17 protein-coding genes are annotated in these 17783 nt (G+C 62.8%); 11 read left to right on the top strand and 6 right to left on the bottom strand.

The features are described from left to right. Nucleotides 1–69 precede the first annotated feature (69 nt). Nucleotides 70–303 (top strand): hypothetical protein, encoded by a 234-nt coding sequence (locus G6N73_RS11975; RefSeq protein ID WP_165027797.1) that lies wholly within the window; start codon nt 70–72, stop codon nt 301–303. A gap of 11 nt (nt 304–314) precedes the next feature. Here G6N73_RS11975 and G6N73_RS11970 read toward each other — a convergent pair whose 3' ends face one another. After that, nucleotides 315–554 carry a hypothetical protein gene (locus G6N73_RS11970; RefSeq protein WP_165027795.1) on the bottom strand — a complete coding sequence of 80 codons (240 nt, stop codon included), beginning with the start codon at nt 552–554 and terminating at the stop codon, nt 315–317. A 190-nt stretch (nt 555–744) separates the two neighbouring features. On the opposite strand from G6N73_RS11970, the gene G6N73_RS11965 reads away from it, so the two are divergent. From G6N73_RS11965 to phoB, 7 genes are all read left to right on the top strand, one after another. Next, entirely contained in the window at nt 745–4497 is a 3753-nt protein-coding gene (locus G6N73_RS11965; protein ID WP_165027794.1) for a response regulator, read from the top strand. 270 nt (nt 4498–4767) lie between these two features. Beyond that, nucleotides 4768–5805 (top strand): substrate-binding domain-containing protein, encoded by a 1038-nt coding sequence (locus tag G6N73_RS11960; protein WP_165027793.1) that lies wholly within the window; start codon nt 4768–4770, stop codon nt 5803–5805. Nucleotides 5806–5887: 82 nt separating this feature from the next. Next, the gene (gene pstC, locus G6N73_RS11955) at nt 5888–7258 is read left to right on the top strand and encodes a phosphate ABC transporter permease subunit PstC (RefSeq protein WP_165027792.1); all 1371 of its coding nucleotides are present in this window, start codon (nt 5888–5890) and stop codon (nt 7256–7258) included. After that, nucleotides 7258–8565, top strand: a complete 1308-nt coding sequence (gene pstA / locus G6N73_RS11950) for a phosphate ABC transporter permease PstA (RefSeq protein ID WP_165027791.1) — start codon at nt 7258–7260, stop codon at nt 8563–8565. Before pstC ends, pstA begins: the two co-directional genes overlap by 1 nt. 13 nt (nt 8566–8578) lie before the next feature. Continuing rightward, complete coding sequence (gene pstB / locus G6N73_RS11945) at nt 8579–9394, top strand: phosphate ABC transporter ATP-binding protein PstB (protein ID WP_165027790.1); 816 nt, start codon at nt 8579–8581, stop codon at nt 9392–9394. A 22-nt stretch (nt 9395–9416) separates the two neighbouring features. Continuing rightward, on the top strand, nt 9417–10127 hold the full coding sequence (gene phoU, locus G6N73_RS11940) for a phosphate signaling complex protein PhoU (RefSeq protein ID WP_165027789.1): 711 nt from the start codon (nt 9417–9419) through the stop codon (nt 10125–10127). Nucleotides 10128–10150: 23 nt separating this feature from the next. After that, complete coding sequence (gene phoB, locus G6N73_RS11935; RefSeq protein WP_008834931.1) at nt 10151–10840, top strand: phosphate regulon transcriptional regulator PhoB; 690 nt, start codon at nt 10151–10153, stop codon at nt 10838–10840. A gap of 4 nt (nt 10841–10844) precedes the next feature. Here the strand turns inward: phoB and G6N73_RS11930 are convergent, their stop codons facing one another. Then, nucleotides 10845–12086: an ROK family protein gene (locus tag G6N73_RS11930; protein ID WP_165027788.1), complete on the bottom strand. Its 1242-nt coding sequence runs from the start codon at nt 12084–12086 to the stop codon at nt 10845–10847. 178 nt (nt 12087–12264) lie between these two features. Here G6N73_RS11930 and xylF point away from each other — a divergent pair, with 178 nt between their 5' ends. From xylF to G6N73_RS11915, 3 genes are all read left to right on the top strand, one after another. Then, nucleotides 12265–13308: a D-xylose ABC transporter substrate-binding protein gene (gene xylF, locus G6N73_RS11925; RefSeq protein WP_165027787.1), complete on the top strand. Its 1044-nt coding sequence runs from the start codon at nt 12265–12267 to the stop codon at nt 13306–13308. Between the two features lie 108 nt (nt 13309–13416). Then, nucleotides 13417–14736 (top strand): sugar ABC transporter permease, encoded by a 1320-nt coding sequence (locus G6N73_RS11920; protein ID WP_165027786.1) that lies wholly within the window; start codon nt 13417–13419, stop codon nt 14734–14736. Nucleotides 14737–14747: 11 nt separating this feature from the next. Next, a complete protein-coding gene (locus G6N73_RS11915) occupies nt 14748–15536 on the top strand; it encodes an ATP-binding cassette domain-containing protein (protein WP_165027784.1) in 789 nt (262 codons plus the stop codon). 62 nt (nt 15537–15598) lie between these two features. Here G6N73_RS11915 and G6N73_RS11910 read toward each other — a convergent pair whose 3' ends face one another. The 4 genes from G6N73_RS11910 to G6N73_RS11895 form a co-directional block, all read right to left on the bottom strand. After that, on the bottom strand, nt 15599–15850 hold the full coding sequence (locus G6N73_RS11910; protein WP_165027783.1) for a hypothetical protein: 252 nt from the start codon (nt 15848–15850) through the stop codon (nt 15599–15601). 72 nt (nt 15851–15922) lie between these two features. Next, nucleotides 15923–16249: a hypothetical protein gene (locus G6N73_RS11905; protein ID WP_165027781.1), complete on the bottom strand. Its 327-nt coding sequence runs from the start codon at nt 16247–16249 to the stop codon at nt 15923–15925. Nucleotides 16250–16397: 148 nt separating this feature from the next. Further along, on the bottom strand, nt 16398–16571 hold the full coding sequence (locus G6N73_RS11900; RefSeq protein WP_165027780.1) for a hypothetical protein: 174 nt from the start codon (nt 16569–16571) through the stop codon (nt 16398–16400). Nucleotides 16572–16693: 122 nt separating this feature from the next. After that, nucleotides 16694–17677 (bottom strand): PAS domain-containing sensor histidine kinase, encoded by a 984-nt coding sequence (locus G6N73_RS11895; protein ID WP_165027778.1) that lies wholly within the window; start codon nt 17675–17677, stop codon nt 16694–16696. Nucleotides 17678–17783 lie beyond the last annotated feature (106 nt).

The following is a 17783-nucleotide window of genomic DNA, read 5'->3' as shown; positions in this document are numbered from 1 at the left end:
TTAACCAAGCTTTCGGTTGCGACGAAACTTTGTACGAAATCGGACGTTGGCGATCGAAGGAGAACCGCAATGCCGTCGCCCTACACCGGTGAGAAAGCGCTCCGCGAACTTTCCCGCGTCCATGCCGCCCAACTCGCCGCCTACGCCACGGCGCGCCTGAAGCTGCAGCGGCCCGATCTGTTGACGCCGCGCAACCGTGCCCGTCTGGCGGCGGCCGACGCTGCGCTGGCGGAAATCCGCGGCCTGTTGCTGAAACCGAACAACAATGGGGCTGGCGAGCTTGCCCTGGAACAAAAGAGCTGAGCGCTCAGCGGTCATTCGTCGTCTTCTTCCGCTGATACCCAGCTATGCGGCGAAATCTTCTTCTGCGTCTCGCTGTCGATATAAGCCCACCAGCCGGTATCCGCCTCGTCCCAGTCGCCGCCCGCCATCCGCAGCCTTTCGAGCGAACGGTAGTGCGCCACGGACTGGTTTTCCTGGCCGTCGCGGTCGGTCCAGCACACCTCGACTTTGCTGCCGTCCTTTGGCGCCGTGTCGATGGGCCTTCTCGCCATGTTCATTGCTCCGGTTCGGTTCTGCCCGATCCGAAACTAACGGCGGTGCATGAAATGACAATGCCCGCCATGAATGCTCCGGGCCGCGATGGCAGCAATCCGTTAAGGTTAGCTGATCGTTAATGCTTGTCGCTCATATTCCGGGACCAACCTGCGGCGGGGTTGTCGGGGTGAAGCGGGACGGGGAAGCATGATCGAAACTCAAGGCGCAGAGCTGTCGCGTCAAGGCGGAGCACATTACTCCGGCGCCGGTCCCTGCGCGCCGCTTCAATTTTCTGCCGAGGAGATGCGCCAGATTGGCGACGCCGGCTCCGACTGGATCTGGGAGACCGATAGCGAGCTTCGCTTTTCCTGGCTCTCCAGCGATTACGAGCGCGTAACCGGCGCTTCCGCCGGCGAAGTGCTCGGCCGCTTCCGCTTCGATTTCCTCAACCAGGTCGCCAAGGGCAGCAAGAGCGCCATCGCCCATCTGGAAGACCTCCAGGCGCGCCGCCCGTTTCGCGATTTTGTTTACCAACTCGCCGATGGACAGCCCGATTGCCGCTGGATATCGATCACCGGCTTTCCGAAATTCGATGCGGCGGGGGCATTCCTTGGCTATCGCGGCATGGCGCGCAACGTCACCAAGGTTCTCGCCGCCTTCGAGGAACTCGAGGCGATGCGCGGTGAGCCGGCATCCGGCGCCAATCTGGCGCAACCGCATCATGCCGACGAACGAAGCGAAGAACTGCTGTTCGACCTGGAGAGGACGATAGATTCCATGAAGATGGGCGTCGTTCTGCTCGACGCGCAACTGAAGGCCGAGATCATCAACAAGGCCTTCTACGACATATGGAAGCTGGCCCCGGGCGATGTAACCGTGGGCAGCCCGTTCCGGGCGCTGATGGACATCAACCGGCACAACGGCATCTACGATGTCGACGAAGTGGAGTGGGAGCGCTATGTCGCTTCGCGGCTAGCCGAGATCAAGGCCGGCGACGTGGCGCCGCGCGAATTCCGCCGCGCCGACGGCTGTACCATGATCTACTCGGTGACCGCGCTGTCGGGTGGCAAGCGGCTGGTCTCCTACTACGACATCACCGAGATGAAGCAGCGCGAGGCGGAACTCGCCGAAACGCATGAAAGGTCGCGGCTCGCCGAAGCGGTCATCGACGCCATCAAGGACCCGATCTTCGTCAAGGACAGCGATCTTAATTTTGTGTTCGTCAACAAGGCCTTCGCGGAGCTGTTCGGCAAGGAGCCGCAGGCGATGCTCGGGCGAAAGGGCGGCGATTTTCTTGACCCGGCGGAAGTCGCGGCGTTCGAGGAATCCGAGCGCCATGTGCTCGCCACCGGCGAGCTCTATGAGGTCGAGGAGAACTCCGAGTTCACCGGCATCGGCAGGTCGCGCATCGTGCGGAAAAATCGCGTCCGAATGGAGAGCGGCAACGACTACGTCTGCTGCTTCCTGTTCGACGTCAGCGAGATCAAGGCGCGCCAGACCGAAGCGGAAGAAGCGCGGAAGCGTTTGGCCGACGTGCTGGAGTCGCTGCCCGCCGGCGTCATCATATACGATCGCGACGACAAATTTGTCTTCGCCAACCGCAAGCTGCAGGATTCGCTGCCCGGATTGAAGGCTTCCTGGGAGCCTGGCCGACCTCTGCGCGACGCCCTCGCGCTGGCCCATTCCATCGGGTATTTCCGGCACAGCGGCGACCCCTCGCTGGACAAACTGTACGATACCAATCGCGACCGCTGGATCGAGCGCTATCTGGAGCGCTACCACGAAGGCCACGCCGTCTCCGAAAGGCAGGCGCCGGATGGCGGCTGGCATCAGGTATTCGACACACGGACCGCGGACGGCACCTTTGTCGGCGTCAGGGTCGACATCACCGAATTGAAGCGGCGCGAAAAGGCTCTCCGCGACAGCATGCGGCAGATCGACCTGTTTCGTCACGTGCTCGACGAACTTCCGGTCTCGACCTACGTGAAAAATGCCGACCTGGCGTTCGAATTCGTCAATAAGGCCTGGGCCAACATGACAGGGATCTCGCAGGAGGCGGCCCTTGGCCTCACCGACCGCGATTTCTTCGGCGAGGAGGGCGAGGGTTTCGCGGAACGCGACCTCGAAGTGCTTCGCACCGGCGAATTGAACGAATTCGAGGAAAGCCTCACCCATCCCGACGGGACGGTGCGGCAGCTGATCGCAAAAAAGAACCGGCTGATCTCGATTGACGGCACAGTGCATCTCATCGGGTCCAGCACCGACATCACCGAACTCAAGCAGCGCGAGAGCGAGCTTCAGGAAGCGCAGCGCCGCGCCGTGCTCGCCGACCGGGCGAAATCGGAATTCCTGGCCAATATGAGCCATGAAATCCGCACACCCATGAACGGGGTGCTCGGCATGGCCGAGCTTCTTGCCAAATCCGAACTGGACTCGAAGCAGAAGACATTCACCGACATCATCGTGAAATCGGGCAATGCGCTGCTGACCATCATCAACGACATTCTCGACTTCTCCAAGATCGACGCCGGCCAGCTCGTGCTCGACCCGGCTCCGTTCAATCTTGCCGAGGCGATCGAGGACGTGGCGACGCTGGTTTCCACCCGAGCCAAGGAAAAGGATCTCGAGCTCATCGTGCGGGTCGCGCCGAATCTCCATGATCTGGTGGTCGGCGATGTCGGGCGCATCCGTCAGATCGTCACCAACCTTGTCGGCAACGCTGTCAAGTTTACCGATTCCGGCCATGTCCTTGTCGATGTGACAGGTGAAATGGTCGATGGCATGGCAAAGCTGCGCATCTCGGTGACCGACACCGGTATAGGCATTCCGAAGGACAAGTTGAGGCAGGTCTTCGAGAAATTCAGCCAGGTCGATGCGTCCTCGACGCGGCGTCACGAAGGCACCGGCCTCGGCCTCGCCATCACCTCGCGCCTGGTCGATCTGATGGGCGGCGAAATCGGCGTGGAGAGCACAGAGGGCAAGGGCTCGACCTTCTGGTTCACGCTCGCTCTGCCGAGCGCCGGCAGGCCGAATGGCCGCAAGGCCGCGCCTGTGGACGTGACCGGCGCGCGAATCCTGGTCGTCGACGACAACGCGGTCAACCGGGCGATCCTGACCGAGCAGATGGCGTCTTGGACGTTCGATTCCTGCGCTGCCGAAAGCGGCGCCGAGGGCTTGAAGGTTCTTGAGGCGGCGGCGGCCTACGGCGTGCCGGTCGATTGCATTGTGCTCGACTACCAGATGCCGGGAATGACCGGCGCGGAAATGGCGCGCATCATCCGCGCAACGCCGAACCTGGCGGACACGCCCATCGTCATGCTGACGTCTGTCGATCAGTCGCTGGTCAACGCCAGCTACCGCGACCTCTCCATCGACGCGCAGCTGATCAAGCCGGCGCGCTCCTCGACGCTTCTCGAAGCGCTGGTCGCCACCATCCAGAAGCGGCGTTCCGCGCAGGGCCATCGCCCGGCTGCTCCGGTTGCGCCGGAGATAAAGATCGAACCGGCGTCTCCGATAGAGAGCGTGCGGCCGCGCAGCCGGCCGGCGAAGTCGAACGGCCATCGGCTCGACATCCTCGTGGCCGAGGACAACGAGGTCAATCAGCTGGTCTTCACGCAGATACTCGGCGAAACCGACTGCACCTTCCAGATCGTCGGCAATGGCCGGCTGGCCGTCGCCGCCTTCCAGGAAATGAACCCCGGCATGATCCTGATGGATGTTTCCATGCCGGGAATGAACGGGCTCGAAGCGACGACCGCCATCCGCGAGCTGGAGGCGGCGACGCAAAGCCGGGTTCCGATCGTCGGCGTCACTGCACACGCGCTGAAGGGCGACCGCGAACGCTGCATCGAGGCGGGCATGGACGACTACCTGCCCAAGCCGATCAGCCCGAAGGCGCTGCTCGACAAGATCGAGCGCTGGGCGAGAGGCAAGGCGGCCGAGCGGCGCGACGCCGGCTGAACGCCGAACATACTTCATGCAAATAAATTTTGTGCAGTTCCGGAACCGGCGCATAGCCGGCTTGGTTTAGCCGTTGCTGGCCTAAGCGCTTGATTCCGGAAACATCCGCGCGCTGGCTCCTGTCCGGTCAGGTTTCGGGCCTGGGTACGCCGCGGAAGACGTTATCCAACCGACACGAAAGTGTCATCCAACTGTTACAATCGGGCGCTATGGCCTCACGCGACGCTAGAAAAGAGGGCGTCGAGAACAATTCCGACAGGAGTAGGCCACATGAAGAAATTCCTCCTTACGGCGTCGGCTGCGGCGTTGGCGCTCGCCGCCTCCGCCGGCTATGCCGCCGCACGCGACCAAGTCAAGGTCGTCGGTTCGTCGACCGTGTTTCCCTACAGCCAGGCAGCAGCTGAAGAATTTGCCAACAAGAGCGGCAATCCGGCTCCGGTAGTCGAGTCGACCGGCACCGGCGGCGGCTTCAAGGCTTTCTGCGGGGGCGTCGGCCCGGATTTTGCCGATATTACTGGCGCTTCGCGCGCCATCAAGGAATCCGAGGTGAAGCTCTGCGCCGACAATGGCGTGACCGACATCACCGAGGCGCTGATCGGCTATGACGGCCTTTCGATCGCCCATGCCAGCAGCGCGCCCGACATGGACCTGACCGAAGAACAGATATTCAAGGCGCTTGCAGCCGAACTCCCGGACGGCAAAGGCGGTTTCGTCGCCAACCCCAACAAGAAGTGGTCGGACATCGACGCGTCGCTGCCGTCGGTGGACATCATCGCCTTCGGGCCTCCGCCCACGTCCGGCACGCGCGACGCCTTCGTCGAGCTCGTCATGCATGACGGCTGCAAGGATCTGCCCGGCATGGCCGACCTGAAGAAGGCTGACGAGGACAAGTGGAACGAGGTCTGCTCGCGCATGCGCCAGGACGGGCCGTTCGTGGAAGCCGGCGAGAATGACAACCTGATCGTCCAGCGCCTCGAGTCCGACCCGAACGCGGTCGGCATCTTCGGCTACTCGTTCCTCTACGAGAACTCGGACAAGCTGAAGGCCGTGAAGGTCGCCGGCGTCGCGCCGGACTTCGACACGATCGCCGATGCCTCCTATCCGGTGTCGCGTCCGATCTACTTCTATATCAAGAACGCCCACCGCGACGTGATCCCGAACATGAACGAGTTCCTCATGGAGTACGTCTCGGACGCCGCTCTCGGAGCGGACGGATACCTCCCGGAGCGTGGCCTGACCCCGCTTTCGGACGAAAAGCGCGCCGAGGTCCAGAAGGCTGTGACCGAAGCCAAGAAGCTCGGCTCCTAAGCCGGACTGAAGCGCAGCCGTCCCGAACTCGCGGGGCGGCTGCGCAATCCGTCAATAACGATCTTTTCTGGTCGGGGGTCTAATGGCTGGGTACCTTTTCGGCTTCATGGCGCTGGCCGCGTTTGTCGCGGCGTTTCTTGGCGCTGCCCGCGGTCGCAGCAAACGGTTCGCCGCAACGGAAAAGACGCACTCCCGGCCGATCTACCACGGCCTGAACGCGGCGATCTGGACAGGCGTTCCAGCCTTCGTTTTCCTGTTACTCTGGCTGCTGTTCCAGAACAGCGTGATCGACATGCTCGTGATCGGCAGCTATCCCGGCGCAGACAGCCTATCTGGCTCGGAAAAGAACCTGCTGATCAGCGAGATACGGCAAGTCGCCGCGGGGAGCGTATTCCGCGAGCCGACGCCCGAGATTACCGCAGCGGTCGCACACTTGAAGTCGTTGCAGGCGCTGTCCAGCTGGGCAATGCTCGCGGTCGTCGCAGCGTTGGTTGCGGTAGGTGCGTTCCTGGGCATCCGGGCCATCCAGACGCGCTATCCGGCGCGGCACAGCGTCGAGCGTTCGGTGACCTGGTTCATGATGTTTTCGTCGCTGGTCGCGATCCTGACCACGGCCGGTATCGTCTTGTCTCTGGTGTACGAGGCGCTTCAGTTCTTTGCCCGCGTTCCGGCGACCGAGTTCCTGTTCGGCCTGCGTTGGGAGCCCCAGATCGCGATCCGCGCCGACCAGGTCGCTGGGCAGGGCGCCTTCGGCATGATCCCCGTACTGTTCGGCACGTTCGCCGTATCGGCCTTGGCGATGGCGGTCGCTATCCCGACCGGAATTCTCTCGGCCATCTATTTGACGGAATATGCAAATGAGCGCTTTCGGGCGGTGGTGAAGCCGCTGCTCGAAATCCTCGCAGGCATTCCGACCATTGTTTACGGCTTCTTCGCGGTTCTGACCGTGGCGCCGCTGGTTCGCAGCCTCGGCCTGTCGATCGGCATCGATTCGGCGCCAAACAGCGCGCTTGCAGCCGGCGGCGTGATGGGCATCATGCTCATACCATTCATCTCGTCGTTGTCCGACGACGCCTTCGCGGCGGTCCCGCGCGCCATTCGCGAGGGCTCGTTCGCGCTCGGCGCAACCAAGGGCGAGACGATCCGCAAGGTTCTCCTGCCTGCAGCGCTTCCCGGCATCGTCGGCGGCGTGCTGTTGGCGCTCAGCCGTGCGGTCGGCGAGACGATGATCGTCGTGATGGCCGCAGGCCTGATCGCAAAGATGACGCTCAACCCTTTCGAATCGGTCACCACGGTCACCGTGCAGATCGTCACTCTGCTCATCGGCGACAGCGAGTTCGACAATCCCAAGACGCTCGCGGCGTTCGCACTCGGCCTCGTGCTGTTCATCATCACCCTTGGCCTGAACCTGATCGCGCTGCGAACAGTCCGCAAATATCGGGAGAAGTACTGATGGCGACGACCGACACCATTGGCGGCTCCCCAACGGCTGCGCGTCCGCCGGTCGTTTGGAATTCCGAAGAGATGGCGAAGCGGCGCAAGGCCCGCTACGGAGCCGACCGCCGCCTTCAAATCTATGGCATGGTCGCCATCGCGTTTGCGCTGGGTTTCCTGGCGGTTCTGATCGGGACGTTGACGTTCACCGGCTACCGCGCCTTCACGCAGTCAATGGTGACGATCGACATCGATTTCAGCGCGGCCGAACTCAATCGCGACGATCTGATGGATGCCAACTGGCGGACCATCTTCCGTCAGGCAGTGCTCGATGACGTCGGTGAACTATCGCGTTCCGAGGAACGCGACTATTTCTCGATGTTCACCTCCTCGGCGCCATTCCTCATCCGCGACCAGATCATCGCGGACCCGTCGATCCTCGACGGAAGGGCGACGTTCATGGTGCCGATGTCGGATCCGATCGATCAACTCGCCAAGGGCCTGGTGAACACCGATCTTCCGGAGAACCAGCGCCGGGTGAACGACAAGCAGGTCGAACTTTTCAACCAGCTCAAGGAAAAGGGCGCGGTCACGCAGCCCTTCAATTGGGCGCTGTTCCTCAATGCGGACAGCCGCTTCCCCGAATTGGCCGGTCTGTCCGGCGCCATATCGGGCTCGTTCTGGCTACTCCTGGTCTGCTTCCTGATCAGCTTTCCTGTCGGGATAGCGGCGGCGATCTATCTGGAGGAGTTTGCACCGAAAAACAGATTCACCGACCTGATCGAGATCAACATCAACAATCTCGCCGCGGTTCCTTCGGTGGTGTTCGGCCTTCTTGGCCTTGCCGTCTTCCTCGGCTGGTTCGGCCTGCCTCGTTCTGCCCCGCTGGTCGGCGGCATGGTACTCGCCCTGATGACATTGCCCACTATCATCATCGTGACGCGCGCAGCTCTGACCTCGGTGCCGTCGTCAATCCGCGAGGCAGCGCTCGGCATAGGCGCTTCCAAACACGAGGCGATCTTCCATCACATCCTGCCGCTCTCCATGCCGTCGATCATGACCGGGACCATTATCGGCCTCGCTCAGGCGCTCGGCGAAACTGCGCCGCTGCTGCTAATCGGGATGAATGCCTTCATCACCAGCCCACCGGCCGGCGTTCTGGAGGCATCGACTGCGCTGCCGACGCAGATCTACATCTGGGCGGACAGCCCCGAGCGCGGCTTCGTCGCGCGCACGTCGGCCGCGATTCTTGTGCTGCTAGGGTTCCTCGTGCTCATGAATGGCATCGCGATTTTCCTCAGGCAGCGCTTCGAACGCCGCTGGTAAAGGAGCTAAAGGAATGAATATCATGACTGAAGCAGCTGTCGAACAGAAGGTCCAAGCCGGCTTGAACGAACCTGCGGTCAAAATGAAGGGCGAGAGTGTCGATGTGCACTACGGCGAAAAGCAAGCGCTTTTCGGTGTGAACCTCGACATACGCGAAAACCAGGTGACAGCGCTGATCGGCCCGTCGGGCTGCGGCAAGTCGACCTTCCTGCGCTGCCTCAACCGGATGAACGACACGATCGATATCGCACGGGTGTCGGGCAAGATCACGCTCGACGGCGAGGATGTCTACGACCCGAAGATCGATGTGGTCGAGCTGCGTGCCCGCGTCGGGATGGTGTTCCAGAAGCCCAATCCGTTCCCGAAATCGATCTACGAGAACGTCGCCTACGGCCCGCGCATCCATGGACTGACCAAGAACAGGGCCGAGCTCGACGGGATAGTCGAGTCGAGCCTTAAGAAGGCGGCGCTCTGGAACGAGGTGAAGGACCGACTCAACGAATCCGGAACCGGGCTATCCGGCGGTCAGCAGCAGCGCCTGTGCATCGCGCGCGCCATTGCGGTTTCACCCGAGGTTATCCTGATGGACGAGCCATGCTCGGCGCTCGACCCGATCGCCACCGCGAAGGTCGAGGAACTGATCGACGAGTTGCGCGAAAACTACACGATCGTCATCGTCACCCATTCGATGCAGCAGGCGGCCCGCGTCTCGCAGCGCACGGCGATGTTCCACATCGGCTATCTCGTTGAGGAGGGGGCGACCGAAAAAATGTTCACGAACCCCGACGACAAGCGCACGCAGGACTACATCACCGGCCGGTTCGGCTGAGTGCCAAGGCGAGGACTATAGAATGGGTGAGCACACTGTTGCCTCTTTCGACGAGGAACTCGGGCATGTCGACCGTCTGATCCGCGACATGGGCGATCTCGCCGGCGCGATGGTCGGCGCTTCGATCAGGGCGCTTCTGGCGTCCGACAACGCACTGGCGCAGCGGGTGATATCCGACGATGCAATCATGGATGCCAGGCAGCGCGAACTCGACGACCGCGCCATAACTCTGATCGCAAAGCGCCAGCCGATGGCGCAGGATCTGCGCGCCGTGCTCGGCGCCATTCGTATGGCGGGCGACCTCGAGCGCATCGGCGATCTCGCCAAGAACATAGCCAAGCGCGTCAGCGCCGTCGGCCAGAGCGCGACGCCGCGCGACTTGTCGCACAGCATCGACGCCATGGCTCAATTGGTGCTTGTGCAGGTACACGGCGTCGTCGACAAATATGTCGCGCGCGATCCGCAGGCGTTGCAGTCACTCCGCGCTGACGACGAGAAGATCGACGTGAAATACACGGCGGTGTTCCGCGAATTGCTTACCTATATGATGGAAGACCCGCGCAACATCACCGCCTGCACGCATCTTCTGTTCTGCGCCAAGAATCTGGAGCGGATCGGCGACCACGTCACCAACATCGCAGAGAACGCCTATTTCGTCATGACCGGCTCGCAATTGCCTTCGAACCGGCCGAAATTCGACGAGACCACGCAGACGACGGTGTCGCCCGAGTAAGCTATCGTCATTGGGATTCATCGATGATCGCTCCGAAAATCATGGTTGTCGAAGACGAGGAGCCGCTGGGCGTGCTCCTGCGCTACAATCTGGAATCCGAAGGCTATCAAGTCGAGATTGTGGCGCGCGGCGACGAGGCCGAGATAAGGCTGCAGGAGAACGTGCCCGACCTCCTTGTGCTGGACTGGATGCTGCCGGCGCTTTCGGGCATCGAATTGTGCCGCCGGCTAAGGATGCGGCCGGAAACCGAGCGCCTGCCGATCATCATGCTCACCGCCCGCGGCGAGGAGAGCGACCGTGTCAGGGGTCTCGCCACCGGCGCCGACGACTATCTGGTCAAGCCGTTCTCGACGCCCGAATTCATGGCGCGGGTCAAGGCGCTGCTGCGGCGGGCAAAGCCGGAAGTGCTGTCCAGCGTGCTCAAGGTCGGCGACATCGTGCTCGACCGCGAGGCGCACCGGGTCTATCGCAAGAAGAGCGAGGTCAAGCTCGGGCCGACCGAATTCCGGCTGCTGGAATTCATGATGCGCCATCCTGGCCGGGTGTTCTCGCGCGGGCAGTTGCTCGACAATGTCTGGGGCGAGACGATCTATATCGACGAGCGCACCGTCGACGTGCATGTCGGACGGCTGCGCAAGGCGGTCAACAACGGCCGCATGCCGGACGTCATCCGCACCATTCGCGGCGCCGGCTACGCCATCCGCGAGGAATAGCGCCTTACGCCAGTTCGCGGTTCTGCAGCGGCGCTTCGGCCGGCGCGCCGGCGGCGAAGACTTCCTGGTCGATGAAGGTGAGTGTGGCCATGGCGCAGCCTTCGCGGATCAGCGGCACCTCGTCCGGCTCGACCGCGAAGGAGATAGCGCCTGAATGCTGGCCGCCTGCGGTCCTGGCGATCGCCTCGCGCAGATGCGGCTCGATCAAGTCGAAAGCGGCGGCGCCGATGCCGACCATCGCCACCGGAGCGGGATCGATGAGCGCGAACAGGCTGCCGAGGCCGAAGCCGATCGCCTCGCCGGCCCTACGGAACGCCTCGCGCTCGGGCCCGTCCTTGGCGCGGGCAGTTGCGGCCAGCGCCTTCATGTCGGCGTCGCTGATGTCGGCCACCGGCTCCTCGTCTTCGCTCGATTGCCGGGCGGCGCGCCATATCGCGTAATTCCCAGCATAGGCCTCGACACAGCCGCGGCGTCCGCAGCGGCAAAGTGCGCCGTCGGGACGGTGGATCATGTGGCCGAACTCGCCGCCTGAGGATTGCGTGCCGGTGAAAAGCTCGCCCTTCAGCACCAGTCCCATGCCGATGCCGTGCGAAAGCAGTATGGCGATGAAATCGTTCCGGTAGCGCTCGGGATCGCGCCATTTCAGCGCCTCGGCGATCATGTTGCAGTCGTTCTCGACGGTCACCGGAATGTTGAACGCGCCTTCGAGGCGGTCTGCGAAAGCGATGCCGGAATGGGGGGTGATCGGCGACCATAGCATTGTGCGCCTCCCGGCGTCCGTTGTGCCCTGGACAGCAAGCACCATGCGCATGATGCGCCTGCCGCCCGCCTCGCCGAGCCGCCGCCGCACCATGGCCAGGCATTCGCCGATCAATTCTTCCTCGGGCAGGGTCAGTGTGGAAAGCTTGCGCTGCTCGCTTGTGACCGTCTGCCCGGCATAATCGACGACGGCAACGGAAAGGAAATTCAGCGCCAGGACGATGGTGACAACGGCTGCCGCTTCCGGCTTCAGCGCCAGCGCCACCTGCGGCCGTCCGCGCTTCAGCGAAACTGCCTCGCCGCCCTTGGTCTCGGCGAGGATTCCCTCCTCGATCAGATCGGACGAGATCGCCGAGATTGTGGAGTGGCTGAGGCCGGTGGCGCGTGCAATTTCGGTGCGTGACGGCTGGAAGGCGCGGCGCACGGCCGTGATGACCATTGCGCGATTGCGCTTGCGCAAATCGTCATGGCGGATTCCGACCGACATCTTTCAGCATTCCTCCCGCGGCTGCCCCAGCGGACCTTCCCTTTCAGCATGGAGACCGTCAACAGCGCCGCAGGAATATTGACAGAAGTCGCCGCATACGTCATTCTTTTTTTCGAGGCTCGAAAAAAAGAGCTTCAAACGGAGTTCATTGCGCCCCCGGGCGCGCAGGGAGGAAATCATGAAAAAATTTACAACCGCCATTCTGGCGGGAGTGGCAATGACCGTATCGCTGGCGGCGGTCGCCGAGGCGAAGGACAAGATCATCGGCGTATCCTGGTCCAATTTCCAGGAAGAGCGCTGGAAGACGGACGAGGCAGCGATCAAGGCTGCGCTCGAGGCAGCCGGCGACAAATACATCTCGGCCGATGCGCAATCCAATCCGAGCAAGCAGCTCACCGACGTCGAAAGCTTGATCAGCCAGGGCGCCAACGCGCTGATCATCCTGGCGCAGGATTCGAGCGCGATTGCCCCTGCCGTCGAGAAGGCTGTCGCCGAGGGCATTCCGGTGGTCGGCTACGATCGGCTGATCGAAAACAAGGACGCTTTCTACCTGACCTTCGACAACAAGGAAGTCGGCCGCCTCCAGGCGAGGGAAGTGTTCAAGGTGCAGCCGGAAGGCAACTACGTCTTCATCAAGGGTTCGGGCGCCGACCCGAACGCCGATTTCCTGTTTTCCGGCCAGATGGAAGTGCTCAAGGAAGCGATCGACGCCGGCAAGATCAAGAATGTCGGCGAGGCCTACACCGACGGCTGGCTGCCCGCCAACGCGCAGAAGAACATGGAGCAGTTCCTGACCGCTAACGACAACAAGGTCGACGCGGTCGTCGCCTCCAATGACGGCACTGCCGGCGGCGTCGTTGCCGCGCTTTCGGCGCAGGGCCTGGCCGGCACAGCGCCGGTTTCGGGCCAGGACGGCGACCACGCTGCGCTGAACCGCATCGCGCTCGGCACTCAGACTGTCTCGGTCTGGAAGGACTCGCGCGAACTCGGCAAGGCCGCGGCTGAAATCGCCTCGCAGCTTGCCGAGGGCACGGCCATGGATGCGATCCCGAATGTCGTCAAGTTCAGCGGCGGCCCCGCCGGCGTCGAGATGAACTCGGTGTTCCTCGCGCCCGTCGCCATCACCAAGGAGAACCTGAACGTCGTCATCGACGCGGGTTGGGTCACCAAGGAAGTGGTCTGCCAGGGTGTCGGCGCCGGTACGGTGCCGGCCTGCGACTGACCTTCGACCAAACAAGCCGACGCCGCGGTTTGACGAAAACCGCGGCGTTTCGTTAAGCTGAAAATGTCCGGCGATCCGCGCGAGACGGCTGCCGGCGGGAGGAACGTCATGACCGAGGTGACCTCTACTGCGCCGGCGGACCGCGCCCGCGCGTCCGAGCTTGGGCCCGTCGCCCGCTTCCTCAGGGCGACCGAACTCGACACGCGCATGCTGGGCATGATCGGCGCGCTGCTGATCATTTGGGTCGGGTTCCACTTCCTCTCCGGCGGCCTTTTCCTGACGCCGCGCAATCTGTGGAACCTGTCGGTCCAGTCCTCGTCCATCGCGGTGATGGCCACGGGCATGGTGCTGGTCATCGTCACGCGCAACATCGACCTGTCGATCGGTTCGGCGCTCGGGCTGATCGGCATGATCATGGGCGTCGTCCAGGCAGAGTTCCTGCCGCAGATCATGGGCATTCCGCTGGGCAGCCCGTCGATCTGGGTCCTGGCGCTCATTTCGGGCCTGCTGGTCGGCCTCGCCATAGGCGGTTTCCAGGGCTTCCTGATTGCTTATCTCGGCATCCCCGCCTTCATCGTCACGCTGGGCGGGCTTCTTGTGTGGCGCGGCGCGGCCTGGTGGGTCACCAGTGGCCGCACGGTGGCGCCGATGGACGCGACGTTCAGGCTGATCGGCGGCGGACCGCAGGGGTCGATCGGCGCTACGGCGAGCTGGGCGGTCGGCATTGTCGCCTGCGTGGCCTTCGTGCTCCTGCTCCTCGTCGCCCGTTCGCGACGCAAGCGCTTCCGCTTCCCGCTGCGACCGGTCTGGGCCGAAGGCTTCATCGGCACGGTCGCCTGCGCGGCGATCCTCGGCGCTGTCTGGATCGCCAATTCCTACCCCTGGCCGATCGGCATCGTCAGGCGCTATGCCGAGACCAACAACATCGAACTTCCCGAAGGCGGCCTGTTCATCGCCCACGGCATCGCCATACCGGTGCTGATCGCCGTCGCCGCCGGCATCGTCATGACTTTCATCGCGACCCGCACCCGCTTCGGCCGCTACGTATTCGCCATCGGCGGCAATCCGGAAGCCGCCGAACTCGCCGGCATCAACACGCGCTGGGTGATCATGAAAATATTCATGCTGATGGGGGTGCTCGCCGCCATCGGCGCCAGCATCTCGACCGCGCGGCTCAACGCCGCGACCAATTCGCTGGGCACGCTTGACGAGCTTCTGGTGATCGCCGCGGCCGTCATCGGCGGCACCTCGCTCGCCGGCGGCGCCGGCACGATTGCGGGGGCCATGCTCGGCGCCCTTTTGATGCAGTCACTGCAGTCGGGCATGGTGCTGCTCGGCGTCGACACGCCGCTGCAGAACATCGTCGTCGGCGTGGTGCTGGTCGTGGCCGTCTGGCTCGACACGCTCTACCGCAAGCGCATCATTTAGGGAGCACGAGTATGGAACCCGCAGGCACGCCGCTCGTCGAGATGAAGAACATGTCGATTGCATTCGGCGGCATCCGCGCCGTCGACGACGCATCGGTCGATCTCTACCCTGGCGAGGTGATGGCGCTTCTCGGCCACAACGGCGCCGGCAAGTCGACGCTGATCAAGATCCTGTCGGGCGCCTACAAGCGCGATGCCGGCGTGATCTACGTCAATGGCGAGGAGGCCACGATCGCCAACCCGCGCGACGCCAAGAAATATGGCATCGAGACGATTTACCAGACGCTGGCGCTGGCCGACAATGTCGACGCTGCCGCCAATCTGTTCCTCGGCCGCGAATTGCGCACGCCCTGGGGCACGCTCGACGATTCGGCGATGGAATCCGAAGCCCGGAAGGTGATGGGCAGGCTCAATCCGCGTTTCCAGCGCTTCAAGGATCCGGTCAGCAAACTGTCGGGCGGCCAGCGCCAATCCGTTGCCATCGCACGCGCGATCCTGTTCAACGCCCGCATCCTGATCATGGACGAGCCGACCGCTGCGCTCGGGCCGCAGGAGACCGCACAGGTCGGCGAACTGGTGAAGCAGCTCAAGTCCGAAGGCATCGGCATCTTCCTGATCAGCCACGACATACACGACGTGTTCGATCTCGCCGACCGCGTCTGCGTGATGAAAAACGGCCAGGTGGTCGGCACGGCCCGCACCGGGGATGTGACCAAGGACGAAGTGCTTGGGATGATCATCCTCGGCAGGTGCCCGCCGGGGGCGATCCCCGGCCCGGGCGCCATGGCGATCGCCGCCTGAAAAAGAAAAAGCCGCCGGCCATCATATGGCCAGCGGCTTCTTCAATTAGGAGAACCGTAAATTTAGCGGCAGCGGGCCTCGTAGATGCGCCCATTGCGGTCGCGGTAGCGGCACCAGCCCGTGCGGGTCGCCTTGCCGATCAGCACGCCGGAAGCAGCGCCGACCACGCCGCCGACAATCGCGCCACCTGCGTCGCCGGTCGCCAGTGCGCCGATCGCTGCGCCCCCAAGGCCGCCCACCGTCGCGTCCTGCTCCGCAGTGGTGCAACCCGTCACCGCAATCATCGCGGCGACAGCAAAAATGACGTTCCTCATATATGGTCACTCCTCACTTTTCGTCACGCAATCGGTGACTTGCACGATCAAAAACTGGTTTCCCGTCCGAAATCATTCTTGGTCAAGAGAGTCTTTTTCGCGGCGGTCCTCAGTAGATGCAACCATAAGATCAGGCGCGTCAAGGGAGGCGTGCAACGTACCGTCGGGTAGCACGTCCCACACCAGTACGGCGTCTTCCTCCGCGAGCGCCGGGTCGACGGTCACGCACTGGACGAAGATTTTCGGCCGCTGGCCGGTGAGGACGCTCAATGTGGGAGCAACCTCGGCCTCGCATTCCTCGACTGTTTCATAAAGCGGAACGGGGGCAGGGAGTTCCTGGCACTGCTGCAAGTCTTGCGAGCATCCGATAACCAACAGAAGAGCGGCAATGTGTTCCATGGCGGGGCTTCCTCTCGGCAAGGAAAACGAAATGCAGGGCGTCATGGTTCCCAAATATCGAAAGGGCTGAGGTTCGGATATTTCAGCGGCAAGGCTTCGCCCGCCGCTCAATTACACCGCGGCAGGCAATACGGTGCGGCGGATGAAGTCAGATCAGGGCGAATGCAACGAAGCTAACACCGATCACGGCCAATACCGCGATGATCAGCGACGTCGAGGCATGGGGAAGCGGTTGTGGCTGCGGTGTCGTCCGGTCCGGGCCCTGGATGTCGCCCATTGCTATCCGAGCGGCGTTCTCCAGCCTCTGTATCTCGGCCACCATTGGACACTCCCCGCGGATCTCGATGCACCGAAACGGCGAAGCGTGCGCCGGGTTCCATCGGACCCTGCGCCAAAGTGCGACTTTATGGTAAACGCCGGTTTAACCATGTTTGCCGGCAGGTTTTATTCGATCTCGAAACTGCCCTGCGGCACCAGCAGGCGGTAGTCCAGCTGGTTGTTGGATATATCCAGCGTCGCGGTGCCGTTGAGCGATGCGGGCACCACCCGCTCCAGGGCCACGCTGCCGAAACGCTTTTTCCCATTACCCACTGCGCCGATCTTCTCCGACCAGGACAAGGCAAGATCCTTGTTTTCGGGCGGGGCCGTCAGATGCGCAGCGACCGTCACGAAGCCGTCGGGGCGGGCAAGCGCGCCATAGCTCACCGAATTCACCGCAAGCTCATGCATCGCCAATCCGATATGCAATGCCGCATTGGGGTTGAGATAGGGATTTTCACCCTCGAAGCGCACCGTCTCATGCGGCTTGGCGCTGTAGCGGCCGACCTGGCCGAGGACGAGATCGCGAAGATCGGCGCCACGCCAGTTGGACGAGGTCACCAGGTCTTGCGAAGAGGCTAGCGATTGCAGACGGCCGCGAAAGCGGGCCAAGAAAGTGTCTATCGTGTCGGAATAGCGCCCGGTCTGCGCGGCAATGCTCTGGATGATGGCCAGGAGGTTCTTCGAGCGGTGCGCAACCTCGCGCAACAGGCTCTTCAGCGTCTGCTCGCGCCGCTTCTGCTCGGTAATGTCGACCGCCGTGGTGACGACGGCCTGCACCGTCCCGTCAGGAGATTTGTCGGCGTCGATCCAGACCGTGAACCAGCGCGCGCCCTCTCTATTCGGAAAGCTGATTTCCAGGCTCTCGGGATGCGCGGTCGCGATGACCTTCTGCTTTGCCGCGGTCAGCCGTTCCGCTTGGGACGAAGGGAGGAAATCGTGGTCGGTCCGGCCGGAAATATCGGCGCTCGACCAAGCGGGAGGCAGGTTCTGCGCCCACAGCACTCGAAGCTTGCGATCCTGATAGAGTACGGAAATACCGGTATTGCGCAAAGCGTGCAGAAGGCTACGCCCGATTTCCGGATTGCTGTCAGCCAACTGCCAGTTCATCGCGCTCCCCTCGATATCTTTCTTCCGCGATAAACTCATGAGCCACTCAACCCGCTGCGGATGAACGGCTCAGGCCGAAACGGGTTCCATTTTCAAGAGGTCCCGC

Origin of the sequence: Allomesorhizobium camelthorni (assembly GCF_011045125.1) — a bacterium.
Lineage (GTDB): Bacteria > Pseudomonadota > Alphaproteobacteria > Rhizobiales > Rhizobiaceae > Allomesorhizobium > Allomesorhizobium camelthorni.
The sequence above is the reverse complement of the archived record's forward strand: the minus strand, read 5'-3'. Positions and strand labels throughout refer to the sequence as shown.